Genomic DNA, 18,727 nt, shown 5'->3' with positions numbered 1-18,727 from the left:
AACCCAGAGGTGAGTGGATGCAAATCAGCAGATTATTTCAAGTGATTTATATTTTATTGGAAAATGGAACCGTTACGGCACCAGAGCTGGCTGAGCGATTTGAGGTGTCTGTCAGAACGATCTATAGGGATGTTGAGGCTTTAAGCCAAGCTGGAATTCCGATTTATACCGTACAAGGGAAAGGGGGCGGCATTTCCCTTTCCGACAGGTTTGTTCTGAACAAATCTATGCTTACCGACAAGGAGCAGGATGAGATCCTTTTTGCTCTCCAAAGCTTAGCCGCTGCCCAATACCCTGATTCCAATGCGATTTTTGAGAAATTGAGCAGCCTTTTCAGGAAAAACAGCATCAACTGGATTGAAGTGGATTTTTCCTCATGGGGAAGCGGGCAAAAACAAAAAGAGCTGTTTGTACTTCTGAAACAGGCAATCTTGGAGCAGAAATTGATTTCATTTACCTATTTGAGTGCTGCCGGAGAACAAAAAAGCCGGAGAGCCGCGCCAATGAAACTGCTTTTTAAAGATAGAGCGTGGTACATTGAAGCCTTCAGTTTCGAAAAAAACGCTTTAAGAACCTTTAAAATTAACAGAATGTCGAATGTTCGACTTTTAAACGGAGAGGAGATGGGACTTCACCTTCAGCATGGCTGGTCGGAGCCTTCCGTGACTTCTTCTGCAGAAGAATCGGTTAAAAAACCGCAGAGAATCCCTCTGGTATTAAAAATAGACCAAGCGGGAGCCTATCGAATCGTGGATGAGTTTAAAGAAGAGGACATTTTAAAACTGGAAGACGGGTCTTTCCGGGTCACTTCAGAGATTCCTCCCGGTGAATGGCTTTATCACTATCTACTTTCCTTTGGAGATTTACTGGAAGTCATTGAGCCGGCATCTGTCAGACTTGAAATGAAAAACCGCACTGCCAGAATGGCCGAAAAATATTTGAGGTAACTGGACACGATGCTGTCAGGTTCTGTTGATTAAACTAGCCTTGTACTCAACATTTGAAGGAGGATTCAGCAGAACGATGGAAAACAGTCCGTACTTATTAAATATGAGCAAAGAATTTGCAGGTAAACGGGTCCTAGTGACCGGCGGAACACGTGGAATCGGCAGAGCCATCGTCAAACGTCTGCATGCGGCAGGAGCTGAAGTTATAGCTACGGCAAGATCATTACCCGAGGCATTGCCTGAAGGCGCAGGGTTTATTCAGGCCGATGTCTGCCTTCCGGAAGGCGCAGATCATATCATTAAGGAAACAATTCATAAATTCGGCGGTCTGGATATTTTGATTAATAATGTCGGAGGTTCCTCCAGTAGCACGGCAGGGGCTTTAGCTTTAACAGACGGGGATTGGCAAACAGCGTTTAACGCAAACCTGTTTTCTTCTGTCCGCCTCGATCGCGGATTTCTGCCTTACATGGTCAAGCAGCAAAGCGGAGTGATTGTCCATATATCATCTATACAACGAAAGCTGCCGGGCAACATGACCATGCCTTATTCGGCTGCCAAAGCTGCTCTAGTTAACTACAGTAAAAACCTGGCGACCCAATTCGGTCCTGAGGGGATAAGAATCAACGCACTAGCACCGGGGTTTACCGAAACAGAAGCAGCTGAACAATTAATTGAGAGAATGGCTAAACAAGCCGGAACCGACTATCTAGCCGCCCGTCAGCAGTTAATGGACGAGCTTGGCGGCATTCCCCTCGGCCGTCCGGCTCAACCTGAGGAGGTTGCCGAGCTTGCCGCATTCCTTGCGTCAAGCAGAGCCTCTTATGTAACGGGTTGTGAATATGTTATTGACGGCGGAACCATCCGCACCGTTTAACGAAATGACAAAGGAGTTGATTTTATGGAGCCTAGTGCTCTTCCGCAAGTTATACAAGATTTTATAGCCGCTTCCAATAAACCCGATCCGGATGCCTATATCAACTGTTTTTCGGAGGATGCTATGATCTTTGATGAAGGCAAAGTGTGGGCAGGCAAATCCGCTATAAGAAAATGGAGTGACGAACATCATTTTGATGCAAAAGTAACGCTTGACTTACAAAGGCATAGACAGGATAAGGCGGAAATCACGGCGGTTTTTAAGGTTGACGGCGATTTTGACAAAACCAGCCTGCCGAACCCTCTCTATTTAGATTTTTATTTTCAGATTCATAACCACAAGATTAAGCAGCTTGCGATCCAACTTTCTAAAGGACCCAAACAAACAGAAACGCTAATCCAGGTAAGAAACCAGGAGGAACATAAAAATGATAGTAAATAACGTGCTGCTGAAGCTGAAGGACATGAGCCCAGAGCATATCAAGCAAGTTCAAACCATTCTGCTGGGCATGAAGGGAAAAATAGACGTTCTTCTCGATGTTCAGGTTGAAGCTAACATTCGCCCTGCCCCTTCAGGATATGATTTGATTCTGATCACTAAGTTTGCTTCCTTGGGGGATATGGAAGAGTACCTTACACACCCGGTTCATCAAGACATCGCTAAGTTTATTAGCACGGTTCTGGAGACGCAGGCGTCCGTTTGCTATGAATTATAATAAGACGATGAGGAATGACTGCCAATTAAGTAACTTTACTTATATACAGAGATCAGCCGTATTCATGTTATTCTCTGTTTTAGAACTTCGGATCAAAGATGTGCTAAGGCAAACAGAGCAGCTCTGTTGTGTATTGAATGTAGTCTCGATTATTTATGAAATATGCCGTTCCTGAAAGTATGCTTCCGAGACGTATCAAAAAGACGAAAGTTCAAAACCCGGAACGGCAACTCATCAAATTTTGGAACTGTACATAATCGCAGATGTTCTTGTCGAAATATGTTACACGTGAAACATGAAAAAAACCTCTCCTGACAGGAGAGGTTTTTTCTTAATTTTTTTGAAAGCCTTTATCTTTTACATATTGATTTAAATACGTTCTCGGTTTTTGTTTCATGAACTGCAGAATTTGATCAGACCATGTTTCAATCCGCTTGCCGTTTGTCCGTTTATCATAATAGTCGGAGATGGTTTCATCATATTCCTTCATATAACTGCGGAAGTTTTCTTCATTCGTATCGTACGTGTTTTCATGATATACGGCTTGTTTCGGCAAACGCGGCTTTTGACCTGACGGATGAGCCGGGTGGCCGACTACCAGACCGAACAGCGGCAGCACATGGTCAGGTGTACCGAGCACTTCCGTCACCTGATCAAGTTCATTCCGAATGCCTCCGATGTAACAAATGCCAAGGCCCATTGATTCTGCGGCAACACTTACGTTTTGTGCGGCAAGTGCGGCATCAATGACGCTGACCATAAACATTTCCGTATTCTCAAGAAGCTCAGTAATGTTTTCGCCTTTTTCTTCAGCAAGTTTTTTATGACGGTACAAATCAGCGCAAAACACAAACAAGTGCCCGTTATTCTCGACGTAAGGCTGATTTCCGGCCAGCGCCGCCAGCTTTTGCTTTTTCTCCGGATCGGTTACGCCGATGATGGAGTAAGCCTGTACGTAACTGGATGTTGACGCCGCCTGGGCGCTTTTCACTAATGTATCTATCTCTTCTGCTGTCAGCAGCTCGTCAGTAAATGATCGGATCGACCGATGATTAAGTATAGTTTCGATGGTATTGTTCATATAAAAGCCTCCTTCTCTATATATCATATCCCAAAGGGAATCATGTCAAAAGCAAAATGCTCTGAACAAAAAAAGACAGCCCGAAAAACGAGCCGTCTGACATTATGAATTGAACAAATAACTTTTATATTTCGTCAGCTGCACACTTGCATTATATACAATCCCGAAGCTGATCAATGTAGATAGCACCGAGCTCCCTCCATAGCTGACAAACAGAAGCGGAATTCCGGTAACCGGCATAATGCCGATATTCATCCCGATGTTCTGGAAGGTATGAATCACGATAAGTGCAGTAAATCCTACGCAAAAGAATGCGCCGAATCGGTTAAAGGCATGCAGACGGTCAATCAGCACCACAAGCCTGTAAATTAAAAAGAAAAACATGACAACCGCAATGGCACAGCCTAAAAACCCAAAACTTTCACCCAAAATCGCAAAGATAAAGTCGGTCTGTCCTTCAGGCACGTACACTTTCAGATTATGAACGCCGTTTCCGGTAATACCGCCCGATCCGATCGCCATAACGGCCTGATCCACCTGCCAGCTTTTGTCACTCTCTGCCTGTGTCGTAGCCGCGCTTGAATCAGACATCCACGATGTAATCCGGTTAATTTGATAGTCCGCAATGCCGATTGAATTCGCCACATGGGGAAATTCAATTACGAGCGCTAAGAAAAGGGCGACAACAAGGGCGGCTGATCCGCCGATAATGGTGATCAGCTTCCAGTTCACACCCGACATAAACACCATCACCATAACGATAAACAGACAGATCGCTCCCGTTCCGGCATCCTGCAAAACGATCAGTCCGATCGGAATCACTGTCCATGCCGCAATTTTCAAAAGCAGATTCACATCTTCCCGAAGTGATCTTTGATCTTTCGGGCTTGCCTTCGATATAATGGACGCGACCATCATCATAATTCCTATTTTCGTAAACTCAGATGGCTGGAGGGTAAAGCTTCCGATTTTAAACCAGCTTTTTGCCCCGTTCTTAATCGGGGCGATGGATTCCGGTGCGACACGCAAAAGAAGCAGTGACAGCACGCCGGCAATTAATACGTACAGACTCAGTTTTTCAAGCTGCTCTAAATCAAAATACATAATACCGACCATGAGACCGGCTCCGATGACATAAAAGACGATCTGTCTCATCCAGGCATCACTTCCATACTGCCCGAACTGTCCGGCCGCATAAATCGCCGCAACACTAATTATTAAAAACACACCAAATATAAAAATCAAATCCCCCTGATAATAGGGATTTTGCTGTTTCTTATATCGACTCATTCTATCCCGCCTTACATTTTCATCGGAAGTCACTATTGTTTATTATACATGAACACCGTTCAAGAAAACATGATGAGGTTGTTTCTTTTTACGGTTTGGGGACTACACGACATATGACGTGTCAGAAAAGGAAATGTTTCGGTCATGGTGAAACTTTTCCGATAAAAAACCCCTTCTCGTCAGAAAAGGGGTTTCATCTCATGTTTAATGTCATAAACAAACTGTTCGGATCCTCATTGTAGTCCGCAAACGGTCCGCAATATTGAAACCCGGTTTTTTCATACAGGCGTCTGGCGGGGAGAAAAGCATCCATCGAACCGGTTTCCAAGCTGATCCGCTGATAGCCTCTCCGTTTTGCTTCTTCAATTATATGGTGAAGGATTCGTTTGGCCGCGCCTTTTCTGACATGCTGTGGAGAGGTTTTCATTGATTTCACCTCACCGTGCCGGCTGTTCAGCTCCTTTAAGGCGCCGCAGCCAAGCAGGACGCCGTCTTCCCTCGCACTCCAAAACGTAACGTCAGGCTGGCGCAGGCGGTCCGCATTGAGCGCGTGTATACTCTCCGGGGGAGAATGCAGGGTCATGCTCTTCAGATGCGCCTGCAAATGCGCAATGACATCCGGCGCTGTTACATCTTCTTTCCTTACGTGCACTTCAACCACCCTTGCTGTGCATATTTTCTTTGACCATAGCAAAGGTTCACAGCCTGCGCCACTCCATTGTACGGAAATGTGACAGGTGTTTGACCTTTCCGGTTTCTTGTACCTATCCAAAAATGAGGCAATAGTTGCAATACATTTCTCGAAAAAGCGGTATCAAAAATTGGAAAACATGGTATAATAATTGTAACAAAATGTTCAAAAAACGACCACAAAACAGACACATTTTATTCTCTGTATTTCATTTTGGAAACGTTGCCATAAAATGAAAGGAGACATGTAAGATGGACATGTTTTTTGCTTATTTACTGGTCGCAAGCGCAACACCCCTCTTTATCTGGCTGGATAACAAAAAAGTGGCCCTCTCGGCCATACCGCCAATCATTTTAATGTGGGTTTTCTTCTACTTTTACGCAACCAGCAGTCTATCCCCTCTCGGCCACACACTCATGATTATCCTGTTTGCCGTCAACGTCATCGTTGCCCATATCGCCGCCTTTATCATTTATGGTCTTCCGCACCTGCGCCGGAGAAGAAGCCGATAAAGGCACAAAAAACCCTCTTCGCCTGAACGAAGAGGGTTTCTTTTTATTCCTGATGTTCGGAATGTTGTTTCGCACCGCCTGGAGGGTTTCCATCCATATGGTCACCGTGTTGGTAGTGCGCCGCAAAGATCCAGATGGAACCAAGGATGATGACAATCGCTCCGAAAAATCCGAAGAGCGTGTTTCCGACTTGGATTCCGCCGTTTTCGCTTTCTGTCATGTGCATGAACATGAGAAGCTGCAGGCCGGCTTGAATAAATGCGAATCCGAAAATGATCCAAAGTTTTGCTGATGAGCTTAAATCTGTATATACCGCAACCCAAAGGGCCAGCAGGGTCAGAATAATAGACAACGCAAAACCTACGATATGCTTCCACGGAAAGTGGCTGTGTTCAGCAGATTTGTTTGCCATATTATAGTCCCCCCAATCCGATGAGATAGACGCCTGTAAAGATGAAAATCCAAACAACGTCTAAGAAGTGCCAATATAAACTTGAGATAAAGATTTTTGAAGACGTCTGCGGCGTTAATCCGCGTTTCTTCAATTGCAGTAAGATGCCGGCAATCCAGAAGATACCGATCGTTACGTGCGTTCCGTGCGTTCCCAGAAGGACGAAGAATCCAGACCAGAAAGCACTTGTACCGAGAGATGCTCCTTCATGTACATAGTGGATGAACTCGTTAAGCTCACATCCGACGAAGCCCGCGCCGAGAAGAAGCGTAATGATCGTCCAAATGACGACGCCTTTTAAACTTCCGCGACGCATTTCATGAACAGCGATCCCGCAGGTGAAACTGCTGATCAGAAGCAGGAATGTCATGATCATGACAAGCTTCACTTCAAATAATTCAGCCGGTAAGACCCCTCCTGCTGTTCTTCTTTGAAGAACGAAGAAGGTTGCAAATAGTGTTGAGAACAACACAATCTCTGCCCCTAAAAAGATCCAAAACCCGAGAATATTGAGTCTGCCGGTTTCAGATTGATATTCCATAGGCGCGTTAGAATTGCCGTGTTCTGCATGTTCCATAAATCACGCCTCCTTTATTCGGAAATCTTTCTTTCCGTCTCTTTTATTTCCTCAACAGGTATATAGTAGCCGTTGTCATATTCAAATGAACGAAGCACCATGCAAAGCAGAATGCCGATCAAGCCGACAATGCCCATCCAGAACCATTCAAATACAAGTCCGAAGCCTGCAAAACCGAACGCGACTGACATAATAAGCGGTCTGCCGGAGTTGTGCGGCATATGGATTTTCTTGAATTTGCTTTCCGGATGAATATCCGTTTTGTCTTCTTTCAATTGCAGGTACGCATCTTGAGATTTCACTTCAGGAAGCACTGCAAAGTTGTAGTGCGGCGGAATCGCAGATGAAGTCGCCCACTCAAGCGTACGTCCCACGCCCCATGAATCTCCGCTGATCTCGCGAGTAGAGTAGCGGAAGCTGTAGTAGATGTTGTAGCAAAGGATTAAGAATCCGACACCCATCATGAAGGCTCCGACAGTTGAAATAAAGTTTAATGTAGTCCATCCGTCATTCGGTCCGTAAGTATAAATACGGCGAGGCATACCTTGCAGCCCCAGGAAGTATTGAGGGAAGAAACATACATTAAATCCGATCATAAAGATCCAGAAGAACCATTTTCCGATTCTTTCGTTCAGCTTGTGGCCGAACATTTTCGGATACCAGAAAATAAATCCTGCGAAACAAGCAAATACCGTACCCGCGATCAGCACATAGTGGAAGTGAGATACAAGGAAGTACGTATTATGGTATTGATAATCTGCTGCAGCCATCGCGAGCATAACCCCTGTTACCCCGCCGACAACGAAGTTCGGGATGAACGCAAGCGCCCACAGCATCGGTGTTGTAAAACTGATTCGGCCTTTATACATCGTAAAGAGCCAGTTAAAGATTTTAACCCCGGTCGGAACCGAAATCGCCATCGTTGTAATCGAGAAGAAAGAGTTAACAGACGCACTGTTCCCCATTGTGAAGAAGTGGTGAGTCCATACAAGGAAACTCAGGACGGAAATAGCGATAATAGAGCCGACCATCGCTTTGTAACCGAATAACTGCTTTCTTGCAAAAGCTGAAATAATTTCAGAGAAAATACCGAATGCCGGTAAGATAACGATATAAACTTCAGGGTGTCCCCAAATCCAGAATAAGTTAGCCCAAAGCATCGGCATACCGCCGGCTTCCAGCGTGAAGAAGTGAGCGCCGAACAAACGGTCAAATGATAAGAGCGCCAATGCCACTGTCAGAACAGGGAAGGCGAATACGATAATAACCATTGTAATCAGCGTCGTCCATGTGAACATCGGCATACGCATCAGCGTCATGCCTTTCGTACGCATTTTCAGGATTGTCACCATAAAGTTGATACCCGTCATCAGCGTACCGATACCGGCAATCTGAAGACCGAGCAGGTAGAAGTTCTCACCAGGCCCAGGGCTCATGTCGTTGCTTGCCAGCGGCATGTAACTCGTCCAGCCTGCGTTCGGAGAACCCCCGATAACGAAAGAAATATTGAATAGCATCGCACCTACGAAGAACGTCCAGAAACTCAGGTTGTTCAAGTACGGGAATGCTACGTCGCGCGCACCGATCTGCAAAGGTACGACAACGTTGATCAGACCGATTAAAAACGGCATCGCCATGAAGATAATCATGATCGTACCGTGAGTCGTAAAGATCTCATTATAGTGGTTTGAGTCTAAAAAATTGTTATTAGGAAGCGCTAACTGGGCACGCATCATCAAGCCGTCTACCCCGCCGCGGAACAGCATGATAACAGCAGAGATAATGTACATGATTCCAAGCTTCTTATGGTCTACGGACGTAAGCCATTCAGACCAGAGCCACTTCCACTTTTTGAAGTATGTGAGTACAACGATGATAGCAATAGTGGAAAGCGCAATGGAAACTTGTGCGCCCAGAATTAATGGGTCACCTGTTACAAAAAATTCATCCCATCTCAATTTCATTCGGGCTTCCTCCTTTCTTGTTCAATTTCAATCTTGTTTATCGTCGGATACTTTAAATTCGTTTTTCTTTACATTTTCCCACGGATCTGTTTTAGAGTGCGGTGATACGGCTTTGTAGCCAAGGCGTTTGCGCGCCTCCATCGCATATTCGGCATCTTGGCCGTGGTCAACGTATTTTAAGTGTGTAGAAGAGAACGTTAATTTACCGACATTCTCCGGAAGCATCAGTTCGTCATACTTCTCTTTCGTCAGCTTTGGAGAATTGCTCTGGGCCTTTTTCACCCAGCTGTTAAAGTCTTTTTGCGTAACGGCTTTTACGTTGAATTTCTGGTCGGCAAAGTGTTCGCCGGTGAAGTTCGCGTTGCGGCCTTCATATGTTCCCACTTTGTCAGCCTGTAAGTATTGATCCATCAGCATTCCCGCCATCGCGTATTTTTGTCCCCCAAGCTGAGGAATCCATAGCGACGCCATTGAATCTGCTGAAGAAATTTTAAATAATACCGGACGGTCTACAGGAATGTTCAGGTAATTTACCGTCTCAATATCCTGCTCAGGGTAGCTGAATACCCATTTCCAGTCTACCGAAGTAGCATAAACGACAAGCGGTTCTTTATCCTTAGTCGCTTCAGGCGCTTTTTCTAACGAATATATCGTCTGTACGGTAGGCACAGAAAGTGCAATGACAATTAAAATTGGGATCACTGTCCAGACTACTTCTAAGAACGTGTTGCCGTGCATCTCAGGCTTGTAATTTCCGCTGTCTTTGCCTTTGCGGTCGCGGTATTTCACTAAAATGATTGTAAATAGTACGAATACGACGCCGACAATGAACAGCATAAATCCGATTGACAAGAGAATCAGATCTTTTTGCTGGTCTGCTACAGGTCCTTTCGGATCTAACACGGAAATGTCGCTGCATCCGCCCAGTACGAAAACAACAGCCAACATCGCTAATAAAAGTAACGGTTTAAATGCTCTGAACAAGAAGATCACCATCCTTCCTATTGATGTAGTGAATCTGAAATGTACTTTCTCAAAATCTTTTCTCTATCTACCTTGTTATGCTATCAAAATCTGCTCTTATTAGCTTTATTTTTTTCTAAAGTTCATCTTTTTTTCGCCCTAATGTCACAAAATCGTCAAAAAATGCATGAACTTTTTTCACTTGCGTAAATCAAACATAAAAAGTTTTAGATCATTTAGCATATATAGAGAAAAAAGATAGTGAGAATGAATAATACCAAATAAAGGTTTACCACAATAAAAAACGCGGGTCAACAAAAAGTTTCATTTTGTTAACCATTCCATAAAGAAAATATTTTCCCTTTGCTCTCACCTTTTCACACGGTTACCATTTTAACGCAACGCATAGGGAAAAAAAAGACCGGAACGCGCCTTGATATGTTCATTATAAAAAACACATTCCTATGTTTAATATAGACAAAACGAAGGAATCATATAGGCATAAATAATAAAAAATAGGAAGTGATATTTATGAGTTTTATCGTATCTCTGATTGTTGCCATTATTATCGGCTGGATCGGAAGTTTATTTGTAAAAGGAAGTATGCCCGGGGGGATTATCGGGTCAATGATCGCAGGTCTGATCGGCGCATGGATCGGGCACGGCCTGCTCGGCACATGGGGCCCGCACCTTGCCGGCTTTGCCATCATTCCGGCAATCATCGGAGCGGCGATCGTGGTATTCTTATTCAGTCTGATCGCCAGAAGCAGAGGATAAAAAAAAGCCTCGTCCCTTAAGGGATGAGGCTTTTTTCAGGCAGAGCGTGCAAATGGCCGATAAACCGCCGGAAAGCCGCTCTGCCTTCTTCTGTCTGTTTAAAGACGCCGGCATGCTCCAATATCCGCGCAAAGACATGGCCGATTTCTTCTTTTAGAATCTGTTCCGCGTTTTCTTCCGTTACCTTCCGCTTATGCAGCACGCCGAGCGCCCAATCTTTATGCTTGGCCGCAAAAGGATCGGCCGTTAAGGCCGCATCCGGGTCCGGTGAGCACAGCGCTTCAGCCGTGCGTTTCAACTCTTGTTCAAGACGCCCCGGCAGAATCGCCAGCCCCATCACCTCAATCAGTCCGATATTTTCTTTTTTCAGATGATGAACTTCCTGATGGGGATGAAAAATTCCCAGCGGATGTTCATCAGAGGTGCGATTATTTCTGAGGACGAGATCTAATTCGAATAAACCGTTTCTCCGCCGGGCTATCGGCGTAATTGTATTGTGCGGTGTTTCTCCTGAATAAGCGAGGATATCCGCCGCTTCATCGGTATAGCCGCGCCATGCCCGCAGGATGGTGTCCGCCGCGTCAGATAGCTCAGATGCGCTCTCGCTTTGCAGACGGATGACCGACATCGGCCACTTCACAATGCCCATCTTCGTCTTCGGATAATCAGGCAGCCTGTAACGGCTTTCTGTCTCCGCCTGCGCCATGGGAAATTCATGATCGCCGCCCTGAAAATGATCGTGGCTTAAAATACTGCCGCCGACAATCGGCAAATCAGCATTGGAACCGAGAAAATAGTGAGGGTACTGGCTGACGAACGCCAGCAGCCTGTCAAACGTTTTTTTGCTGATCTTCATCGGTTCGTGCCGGTCTTTCAATACGATGCAATGCTCCCGGTAATACACATACGGAGAAAATTGCAGAAACCACTGCTCCTCGCCGAGAATCACCGGAATGACGCGAAGGTTTTGACGGGCGGGGTGATCCGGCCTCCCTTCGTACCCGACGTTTTCTTTACAGAGAACACATCTCGGATACTCGGATTGAGGCTGCTCTTTGGCAGCGGCAATTGCTTTCGGATCTTTTTCAGGTTTTGAAAGGTTGATCGTGATATCCAGCTTTCCGTAAGCTGTCTCAGCCGTCCACCCGATATTCCGCTGAATTCTGTCCGAACGGATATAATACACATCCTCTGAAAATCGGTAAAATGCCTTTGTCGCCTGCTCCGGCCCGTGCACCGCCTTTGTTTCTTCAAAGCGCCGGACAATCTCAGACGGCTGCGGGGCAAAGCAGCCCATGATCTTCGCACTCAGCAGATCGCGATATGTGTCTGTATCGGCTGCAATCCGGCCTGTTGCTGCCGCCCATTCGTAAATCGGGGCCAGTATGTCCGGCAGAGATGCCTCCGATTCATTTTCCGTCCGTGCTGATGGCGCCGGATGGGTGATATGCAAAGTTTCATATAAACGGTTTCTTGTATATTCAATATCAAGAAAGGAAATCAGCTCTTTTTGCAGTCCGTACCGGATTAAACGTTCCACATGCCGCTCAATCGCCATCGTCATCCCCCCTTAGTTCTCTCGCTCCGGCTCCGATGTCCGCCGTATAAAAATCGGCCTTTCCCCCGGTCTGTTCCTCATAGCAGGCTCCTGCCGTTTCAATAAAATCTGAAACCGCATCAGCCTTGACGATACTGACCGTACAGCCTCCGAAACCGGCTCCCGTCATCCTTGACCCGACAACCCCCTCGTGGCGCCAGGCCGCTTCAGCCAGTGTGTCCAGCTCAAAACTTGTCACCTCGTAATCATCGCGTAACGAGAGATGCGAATCCCTCATTAATTCACCGATATGATGAAGCTGATTGTTACTGAACATGGCGGCCGCCTTTTTGGTGCGGTGATTTTCATAGACGGCGTGTTTCGCCCGGCGTCTGTTCACTTCATTCTGAATCAGCTCCGCATGCGAATCAAAAGCGGAGGGAGACAGCTCCCCCAGCGACTGAATGGAAAGGTGCTTCTGCAGATCATAAAGCGCTTCCCTGCACTCCTTGAGCCTCGTATTATAGCCTGAGTCTGCAAGCGTCCGTTTTTTATTGGTATTCGCAACCACGATCGACAGTCCCGACATCCCGAGTCTAATATATTCAAAGGCGAGCGTTCCGCAATTCAGCAGGATCGCATGATCTTTCTTTCCCATCCCGACGGCGAATTGATCCATAATGCCGCAGCTGACGCCGATAAAGGAATTTTCCGCCGCTTGAGCCAGTTTCACCAAATCGGGCATATCCGCATCAAGCTCATGACATTCCTTGAGAGCGACCGCCGTGACAAGTTCAATAGAAGCTGATGATGACAGGCCTGCGCCGTTCGGGATATTTCCCCAGAATACAATATCGAAGCCGTGCGGAAGGGAAAAACCGCTGCGGAGGCATTCCGCCATGACCCCTTTCGGATAATTGGCCCACCCGTCCTCTTTCTGATAGCGGATATCATCGAGACTGCATTCTTTTATGCCTGCTTCCTTAAAATTGTGAGAGTACATTCTGACGAGCCTGTCCCCTCTTTCTCTGACTGCTGCATATGTACCGATCGTCAGCGCGCACGGAAAGACGCAGCCCCCGTTATAATCCGTATGCTCCCCGATAAGATTCACTCTGCCGGGCGCAAAGAAAAGACGCAGGCCCTCCGATTCCCCGAATACATCCGCAAACGCTTTCTTTATTTTGTGTTTCATACGCATCCCCTTTCACCGTTACTCTTTCCCCCCGGACACGGAAAGAAACCGTTATGACACGCCCCCTTCTTTCGCTTTTCTGAAAACAATCCACTTGCTGGCAGCATAGTTGACGACTACGATGATGACGTTATCGGCGATTTTCGCCAACGTTTCATTCATGTGAAATTGACTGACCAAAAGAATCATCATCGCGAGATCTATGCCGAGAGACAAAACCCGCACGCTGAAAAAGGCAGTCAATTCTTTCATCAGACTCCGCATCCCCGCGGTTTTTTGCTGAAATACATACAGTTTATTCGTGACATATGCAAATAGAACGGACAGAACCCAAGCGGCGACGGTCGCCGCCTTGTAATCCATCTCAAATACCGCCGTCAGAATGTAAAAACTGACGATGTTCACGATCGTCGTGAACACACCCATAATGATATACATCATAATTTCTCTGTAACGCATGGCAGTTCCTCGCTTTCTGAAAAACTTTTCTAAACCTTTTGTCAAATCAAGAAGAACGTTACCCTGATTTTCTGCCGCTGACAAAAACATAGAACGCGTCAAACATGCTGCGGAAAGTAACCGGCCTTCCCAGCACATTGGATTGCTTAATCATCCCGTCGATGAGCGCGCACATCATGTTAGCGGTATGCTCGGTATCTATATGGTCTTCTATTAAATTTCTCGATTTGAGCCAATTTATGTACATGGTGCTTTCTTCTATCCATAACTTATACAGGCGGATATACGCCTCATATTCACTGACGACTTTGTAAGTAGGCATATGAACGGCAAAAGACACCACATTCCAGGCAGGCTTGCTGTTTACAAACCGCATCAACAGGCTTGCTGCGCTTGCCGCGGCTTCACAAAGCGTCAACGGCCGCGCTGTTTGCTTTTCTAATTCGTCGAGATAGCCCGTGATGATCCTTTTTTTAATCTGACGCCTGTCTAACAAATGCTTCAGAAAATCTTCCTTGCTTTCAAAATGAACGTAAAACGCGCCTTTGCTGAAACCCGCCGCTTTACTGATGTCATCGATTGAGACTGAATCGTAAGCTCTGTCAATCAGAAGATGAAGACCTGCGTCAATAAAACTTTCAAATGTTTCTTCTCTCTTAATTTGAAATTTGTTTTTTTTCATTTTTTACCCCAGCTGTTTGATCATTCACTTTATCTTACACCGAATCATTCTTTTGCGGTATTTTTTATACAAAAAGAATATGCTAGTCGACGATCAAAGGGTAAATGTTAATAGGTCATATGATTTATTTTTATTTACATACTATCCAGTCAGTATTTATTTGTTTATTATTATACGTAAGAATTCTTGAAGGATTTTGGTTATTTCAGTCATTTTTTTAGGGAATAGGTAGGTGAATTCATCTTCAATTTGGGATTACCGGCCAACTATGTGTGATATTTGTTACACATTGGCTGCTGTAGCTGGGCAAATCATTTTTTCAATTGGAGGTTCTTATGAAAACTCATGTAATGAAGAATATAGATCAAGATTGGCAATTGTTAATTCAAGAGGCTAGAATCATGGGTTTGCACATTGACGATGTAAGGCGATTCTTAAATACTGAAAAAGCGGTGAAGAAAAAAACACCAATGAAAAACACCATCCGCCAGCAGTAAGATTTACAGGCGGATCCTTTCACCCGAGTTTTCAAAGGAACACTGCCATCTTAAGAGGGGAATCAGAGTACAAAACCGTGAACGGACAACCATTCCCGCCCCATTCCGCTACCTGAACCAGCCAAACATGGTGATATGAGATCCCCCCGCTGCATATCTTGTGTATTATGCCCATTTATGAGGTGATACACGGATGGATACGAATCCCTATTATGATGAAAAACAACAAAGCTACTACGAAGGCCTGAATCCTTATTTATTAAACAAAATAGACAAAAACTGGCGGACAGTGCTCGATGTCGGCTGCGGCACGGGCAATTTAGGCGCGGCGATTGAAGACCGCGGAATAACGGTTTACGGCATTGAAGCGTTTCCCGAAGCAGCAAAAAAGGCGGAAAGTAAATTGAGCCATGTGCTTTGCGGCGACATTGAATCCGCCATTCTTCCGTACGAATCAGAACAATTCGATTGTATGCTGTTCGGAGACGTTCTGGAGCATCTTGTCGACCCGTGGTCAGTGCTGAAAAAGCTTCGCCCGTATGTCAAAAAAGACGGCACGGTGCTTGCATGCATACCGAATGTCGGCCACATCTCAGTGGTGCTGGAGCTTTTAGCCGGCAAATGGACTTACAGGGACGCCGGGTTAATGGATCAGACCCACCTGCGTTTTTTTACCCGGGAAGAAACTCTTTTATTATTTAAAGCGGCAGGCTACGAGGTGAAACGCATTGAGGCGATCCGCGTTGATCATCCCTCTTATCACCGGGCCATCGCCTCATTGCACGAAGTATGCGTACAGCTTGGCATAAGACATGATTTTCTGACAGAAGCATCGGCCTATCAATACGTGATTGAGGCCGAGAGGAGCATGTAATGGATGCACATTCATTTCTGTTTGTCATTTGCGTGAATGACGAGTCGCTCTACTCCCGATGCAAAAACCATATTCTGAAGCTTACCGTTCCCCTCTCACATTCCGTTGATATCATGCCGATATACGATTCAGAAAGCATGGCCTCCTCCTACAACAAAGCGCTGTAACACCCTTCCAAAATATAAAATTTATCTGCATCGGGATACATTTATCATTCATCAGCATTTCCTGCGAGACATGCTTCATATCTTTCAATTCATCGTGAGCTCGGTCTTCTCGGTGTCGCGGGCTGCAAAACGCTTCCGCCGAACGGCATTTGGCGGGAAAGCGGGCAGCGGATGGGGAAAGCGCGGGAATGCTTACCAAACACTTGAATTCGAGAACGGTGATGAAGACGGCCTGTTTATGCCCGCTGACGCCATTGACGGATTGTTAATGGCCGCTCAATATGACGTGGAGTGGCGGGAGGATTTGTTTCGGAGCTTTCATTTTTACGACACATCACAGTCGCTCGAATTTCAAAAACACGGCTATCAAGTCGGCGTCGCCTGCCAGAAAGACCCTTGGTGCCTTCATTTTTGCGGTGACTCCTTTGACGCCGCGGCGTATGAAGCGGACAGACAAATATTTGTCCAACACTATATAGGAAAGCCCTCTTGCTGATGCAAAGAGGGCTTTTTACGGATTAACGTTTATTCAATTCCCGTTCAATAATTTGTTCAAAAGTTTCCTTTCCCGCAACGCCCGGGATTCTTTCATCGCCGATGATAAACGTCGGCACTGCCGTAATGCCGGCTTCCTCATAGGCATGGCGGAGCGCTTCCCGCTGCACGTCCCTGTACGCTCTTGTCTCAAGCGCCTCTTTGAACGCGACGCCGTCAAGTCCGGATTCTTCCGCGAGCTTTGTCAGCACGTCTATGTCACCGATATTTTGTTCTTCCTGAAAGAATGCCTGAAAAACGCGTGTATGGTATTCGCTTTCTTTCCCATGTTCCTTCGCAAAATGAAAACCTTCAAACGCCAAATCCGTATAGGGATGCGGTGATACGCGGGGGAATGTCATCTCAACGCCTAAAGACTGTGCCATCGGTTCAATTGAATTTTTCCACATCTGCCGCTTTGCGGGATCATTTACCGGATCAAGTTTCGGTGAGGGACTCGGACGCAATTCAAACGGCATCCATTCCACCTGTATGTCCTTGCCCTTGATTGCTTCTTCAAACGCCGCTTTGCCGACAAAGCAAAACGGACATACATAATCAGTATATACTTTAATCTGCAGTGTCATTGTATGTCTCCTTTCCTTTTTATTTTATGTTGTAACAAAAATAGTTACAAGAGTTTTTTAAAAACACCTTCCATATGGAAGGTGTCACGATTCCAGCAGCTTCTGGGCGATATATTCTCCTTTTTTACAGCCTCCGGGACAGGCGAATAAAGAAGAGCCGATCGTTTGTGTGTATTCATTCAGCGCATCCTTTGCCGCCAAAGCTTTCAGCATCGGGACAAATTGGCGGTCCGGGTCTTTTTGAAAGCTGATAAACAGCAGGCCTGCGTCAACATAGCCCGTCTTCGGGTCGATTCCGTCCGTATAAGAAAACGCCCGCCGCAGAATCTGTCTGCCGGTTGATTTCGCCACGCTGACATGAGAGTCGGCGGGAATTTGATTCAGCTTGACGGGATCAGTCTCCTTCTTTTGTCCGAAAGGAGCGCCCGAGCTTTTCACTCGCCCAAACGTGTCCTCTTGTTCCTTCAAGGATGAACGGTCCCATATTTCTAAAAACATTTTAATTTTCCTAAACGCCATGTACGTGCCGCCCGTCATCCAGTCCGGCTCCCCTGATTGAACCCAAACGATTGAATTCATCAGATTTTCATCCTTTGTGCTTTGGTTGCCGGTGCCGTCTTTGAATCCGAAAAGATTGCGCGGGGTTTCGCCGTTTTTCCCGCCGCTTAAGAAACCTTTATTGAGAAAACGGACTTCACACACGCCGACAGCCTGTTTAATCAGATTGCGCACCGCGTGGAACGCCGTTTGTTCATTATCCGCACAGACCTGAATGACGATATCACCGCCGCCTTGTTTCTGATCGAGCTTGTCGTTAGGCATCGGCGGAATGTCAGCGAGGTGCTTCGGTTTTTTATCCTTCAGCCCAAAGCGGTCCTTCCCGTCTTTTTCAAAAAATCCGGCGCCGAAGCCGAAGGTAACGGTTAAATTCGCCGGTGCCAGATCCTGCGACTCCCCGGTATCCTGCGGAGGCATATATTTATTTTTTTGCTCGCCTGACAAAGCGGCGCCTGAGGTCAGCAGCTGCGTCAGACTGGTCCAATTTCTGAAGAGGGAGATGACATCAGCTTTGTCGCTTGACTTGACATCAAGCGCCGCAAAATACACATACGTCTGATGAGCCGTTGTGATTCCCGCTTGGTGCTTCCCGTAAAAAGGAACGATTTGATCATTATCACTTTTTCCTTCACTCTTCTTTGAAGCGGTGGCCGCCGGTTTGAAGAGCGGAGCGAGTCCTCCGAGGCCGCTCGCTCCCACAGCGACGGCGGCGCCCGCTACGGCGCCCCACTTCAGGACATCCCGTCTGTGGATCTGTTTTTCCTTGTTTTGTTCATCGCTCATGCTGTGTCA

The 18,727-nt window shown here is 46.2% G+C and carries 23 protein-coding genes; 10 read left to right on the top strand and 13 right to left on the bottom strand.

Annotation, left to right across the window (positions count from 1 at the left end):
* The first annotated feature begins 17 nt into the window (after positions 1 to 17).
* From ACH32G_RS06165 to ACH32G_RS06150, 4 genes are all read left to right on the top strand, one after another.
* Entirely contained in the window at positions 18 to 947 is a 930-nt protein-coding gene (locus ACH32G_RS06165) for a helix-turn-helix transcriptional regulator (RefSeq protein WP_016937529.1), read from the top strand.
* 76 nt (positions 948 to 1,023) lie between these two features.
* A complete protein-coding gene (locus ACH32G_RS06160; protein ID WP_045925761.1) occupies positions 1,024 to 1,824 on the top strand; it encodes an SDR family oxidoreductase in 801 nt (266 codons plus the stop codon).
* A 24-nt stretch (positions 1,825 to 1,848) separates the two neighbouring features.
* The gene (locus ACH32G_RS06155) at positions 1,849 to 2,265 is read left to right on the top strand and encodes a YybH family protein (protein ID WP_448814113.1); all 417 of its coding nucleotides are present in this window, start codon (positions 1,849 to 1,851) and stop codon (positions 2,263 to 2,265) included.
* Entirely contained in the window at positions 2,252 to 2,539 is a 288-nt protein-coding gene (locus ACH32G_RS06150) for a Dabb family protein (protein WP_047475927.1), read from the top strand. The genes ACH32G_RS06155 and ACH32G_RS06150 overlap by 14 nt, the downstream gene beginning before the upstream one ends.
* A gap of 331 nt (positions 2,540 to 2,870) precedes the next feature.
* Here the strand turns inward: ACH32G_RS06150 and nfsA are convergent, their stop codons facing one another.
* The 3 genes from nfsA to ACH32G_RS06135 all read right to left on the bottom strand — a co-directional run bounded on the left by nfsA (position 2,871) and on the right by ACH32G_RS06135 (position 5,562).
* Complete coding sequence (gene nfsA / locus ACH32G_RS06145) at positions 2,871 to 3,620, bottom strand: oxygen-insensitive NADPH nitroreductase (protein WP_327814834.1); 750 nt, start codon at positions 3,618 to 3,620, stop codon at positions 2,871 to 2,873.
* Positions 3,621 to 3,722: 102 nt separating this feature from the next.
* Positions 3,723 to 4,910: an FtsW/RodA/SpoVE family cell cycle protein gene (locus ACH32G_RS06140; protein WP_016937524.1), complete on the bottom strand. Its 1,188-nt coding sequence runs from the start codon at positions 4,908 to 4,910 to the stop codon at positions 3,723 to 3,725.
* Positions 4,911 to 5,103: 193 nt separating this feature from the next.
* Positions 5,104 to 5,562, bottom strand: a complete 459-nt coding sequence (locus ACH32G_RS06135; protein WP_095241157.1) for a GNAT family N-acetyltransferase — start codon at positions 5,560 to 5,562, stop codon at positions 5,104 to 5,106.
* Positions 5,563 to 5,852: 290 nt separating this feature from the next.
* Here ACH32G_RS06135 and ywcE point away from each other — a divergent pair, with 290 nt between their 5' ends.
* Entirely contained in the window at positions 5,853 to 6,113 is a 261-nt protein-coding gene (gene ywcE / locus ACH32G_RS06130; RefSeq protein WP_016937522.1) for a spore morphogenesis/germination protein YwcE, read from the top strand.
* A 43-nt stretch (positions 6,114 to 6,156) separates the two neighbouring features.
* Here the strand turns inward: ywcE and qoxD are convergent, their stop codons facing one another.
* Genes qoxD through qoxA form a run of 4 tightly spaced genes read right to left on the bottom strand, consistent with a single transcriptional unit; the run spans position 6,157 to position 10,098 of the window.
* Positions 6,157 to 6,525 carry a cytochrome aa3 quinol oxidase subunit IV gene (gene qoxD, locus ACH32G_RS06125; protein ID WP_045925758.1) on the bottom strand — a complete coding sequence of 123 codons (369 nt, stop codon included), beginning with the start codon at positions 6,523 to 6,525 and terminating at the stop codon, positions 6,157 to 6,159.
* 1 nt (position 6,526) lies between these two features.
* A complete protein-coding gene (qoxC, locus tag ACH32G_RS06120; protein WP_003150930.1) occupies positions 6,527 to 7,141 on the bottom strand; it encodes a cytochrome aa3 quinol oxidase subunit III in 615 nt (204 codons plus the stop codon).
* A 14-nt stretch (positions 7,142 to 7,155) separates the two neighbouring features.
* The gene (qoxB, locus tag ACH32G_RS06115) at positions 7,156 to 9,105 is read right to left on the bottom strand and encodes a cytochrome aa3 quinol oxidase subunit I (RefSeq protein WP_016937520.1); all 1,950 of its coding nucleotides are present in this window, start codon (positions 9,103 to 9,105) and stop codon (positions 7,156 to 7,158) included.
* Between the two features lie 27 nt (positions 9,106 to 9,132).
* Entirely contained in the window at positions 9,133 to 10,098 is a 966-nt protein-coding gene (gene qoxA / locus ACH32G_RS06110; RefSeq protein WP_095241275.1) for a cytochrome aa3 quinol oxidase subunit II, read from the bottom strand.
* Positions 10,099 to 10,599: 501 nt separating this feature from the next.
* On the opposite strand from qoxA, the gene ACH32G_RS06105 reads away from it, so the two are divergent.
* A complete protein-coding gene (locus tag ACH32G_RS06105) occupies positions 10,600 to 10,845 on the top strand; it encodes a GlsB/YeaQ/YmgE family stress response membrane protein (RefSeq protein ID WP_014419187.1) in 246 nt (81 codons plus the stop codon).
* A gap of 16 nt (positions 10,846 to 10,861) precedes the next feature.
* Here the strand turns inward: ACH32G_RS06105 and galT are convergent, their stop codons facing one another.
* The 4 genes from galT to ACH32G_RS06085 form a co-directional block, all read right to left on the bottom strand.
* Positions 10,862 to 12,403 (bottom strand): UDP-glucose--hexose-1-phosphate uridylyltransferase, encoded by a 1,542-nt coding sequence (gene galT, locus ACH32G_RS06100; protein ID WP_366969877.1) that lies wholly within the window; start codon positions 12,401 to 12,403, stop codon positions 10,862 to 10,864.
* Positions 12,393 to 13,577, bottom strand: coding sequence for a galactokinase (locus tag ACH32G_RS06095; RefSeq protein ID WP_448814112.1), 1,185 nt, complete (start codon positions 13,575 to 13,577; stop codon positions 12,393 to 12,395). Before ACH32G_RS06095 ends, galT begins: the two co-directional genes overlap by 11 nt.
* A gap of 51 nt (positions 13,578 to 13,628) precedes the next feature.
* Positions 13,629 to 14,015, bottom strand: a complete 387-nt coding sequence (locus ACH32G_RS06090; RefSeq protein WP_032864817.1) for a GtrA family protein — start codon at positions 14,013 to 14,015, stop codon at positions 13,629 to 13,631.
* Positions 14,016 to 14,094: 79 nt separating this feature from the next.
* Complete coding sequence (locus tag ACH32G_RS06085; protein WP_049627618.1) at positions 14,095 to 14,718, bottom strand: TetR/AcrR family transcriptional regulator; 624 nt, start codon at positions 14,716 to 14,718, stop codon at positions 14,095 to 14,097.
* 335 nt (positions 14,719 to 15,053) lie between these two features.
* Here ACH32G_RS06085 and ACH32G_RS06080 point away from each other — a divergent pair, with 335 nt between their 5' ends.
* From ACH32G_RS06080 to ACH32G_RS06065, 4 genes are all read left to right on the top strand, one after another.
* Positions 15,054 to 15,215, top strand: a complete 162-nt coding sequence (locus ACH32G_RS06080) for an anti-repressor SinI family protein (RefSeq protein ID WP_016937514.1) — start codon at positions 15,054 to 15,056, stop codon at positions 15,213 to 15,215.
* A gap of 193 nt (positions 15,216 to 15,408) precedes the next feature.
* The gene (locus ACH32G_RS06075) at positions 15,409 to 16,089 is read left to right on the top strand and encodes a class I SAM-dependent methyltransferase (RefSeq protein WP_327814842.1); all 681 of its coding nucleotides are present in this window, start codon (positions 15,409 to 15,411) and stop codon (positions 16,087 to 16,089) included.
* Positions 16,089 to 16,256, top strand: coding sequence for a glycosyltransferase (locus tag ACH32G_RS06070; RefSeq protein ID WP_448814111.1), 168 nt, complete (start codon positions 16,089 to 16,091; stop codon positions 16,254 to 16,256). Before ACH32G_RS06075 ends, ACH32G_RS06070 begins: the two co-directional genes overlap by 1 nt.
* Before the next feature lie 70 nt (positions 16,257 to 16,326).
* Positions 16,327 to 16,752 carry a glycosyltransferase gene (locus ACH32G_RS06065; RefSeq protein ID WP_448814110.1) on the top strand — a complete coding sequence of 142 codons (426 nt, stop codon included), beginning with the start codon at positions 16,327 to 16,329 and terminating at the stop codon, positions 16,750 to 16,752.
* A 22-nt stretch (positions 16,753 to 16,774) separates the two neighbouring features.
* On the opposite strand, the gene ACH32G_RS06060 is transcribed toward ACH32G_RS06065, so the two are convergent.
* Both ACH32G_RS06060 and efeB read right to left on the bottom strand, forming a co-directional pair.
* Positions 16,775 to 17,377 carry a DsbA family oxidoreductase gene (locus ACH32G_RS06060; RefSeq protein WP_448814109.1) on the bottom strand — a complete coding sequence of 201 codons (603 nt, stop codon included), beginning with the start codon at positions 17,375 to 17,377 and terminating at the stop codon, positions 16,775 to 16,777.
* 84 nt (positions 17,378 to 17,461) lie between these two features.
* Positions 17,462 to 18,718 carry an iron uptake transporter deferrochelatase/peroxidase subunit gene (gene efeB / locus ACH32G_RS06055; protein ID WP_047475941.1) on the bottom strand — a complete coding sequence of 419 codons (1,257 nt, stop codon included), beginning with the start codon at positions 18,716 to 18,718 and terminating at the stop codon, positions 17,462 to 17,464.
* Positions 18,719 to 18,727 lie beyond the last annotated feature (9 nt).

The organism is Bacillus sp. CIS52 (assembly GCF_053545315.1).
Note: the sequence above shows the minus strand (reverse complement) of the source record. Positions and strands in the feature narration are given on the sequence as shown.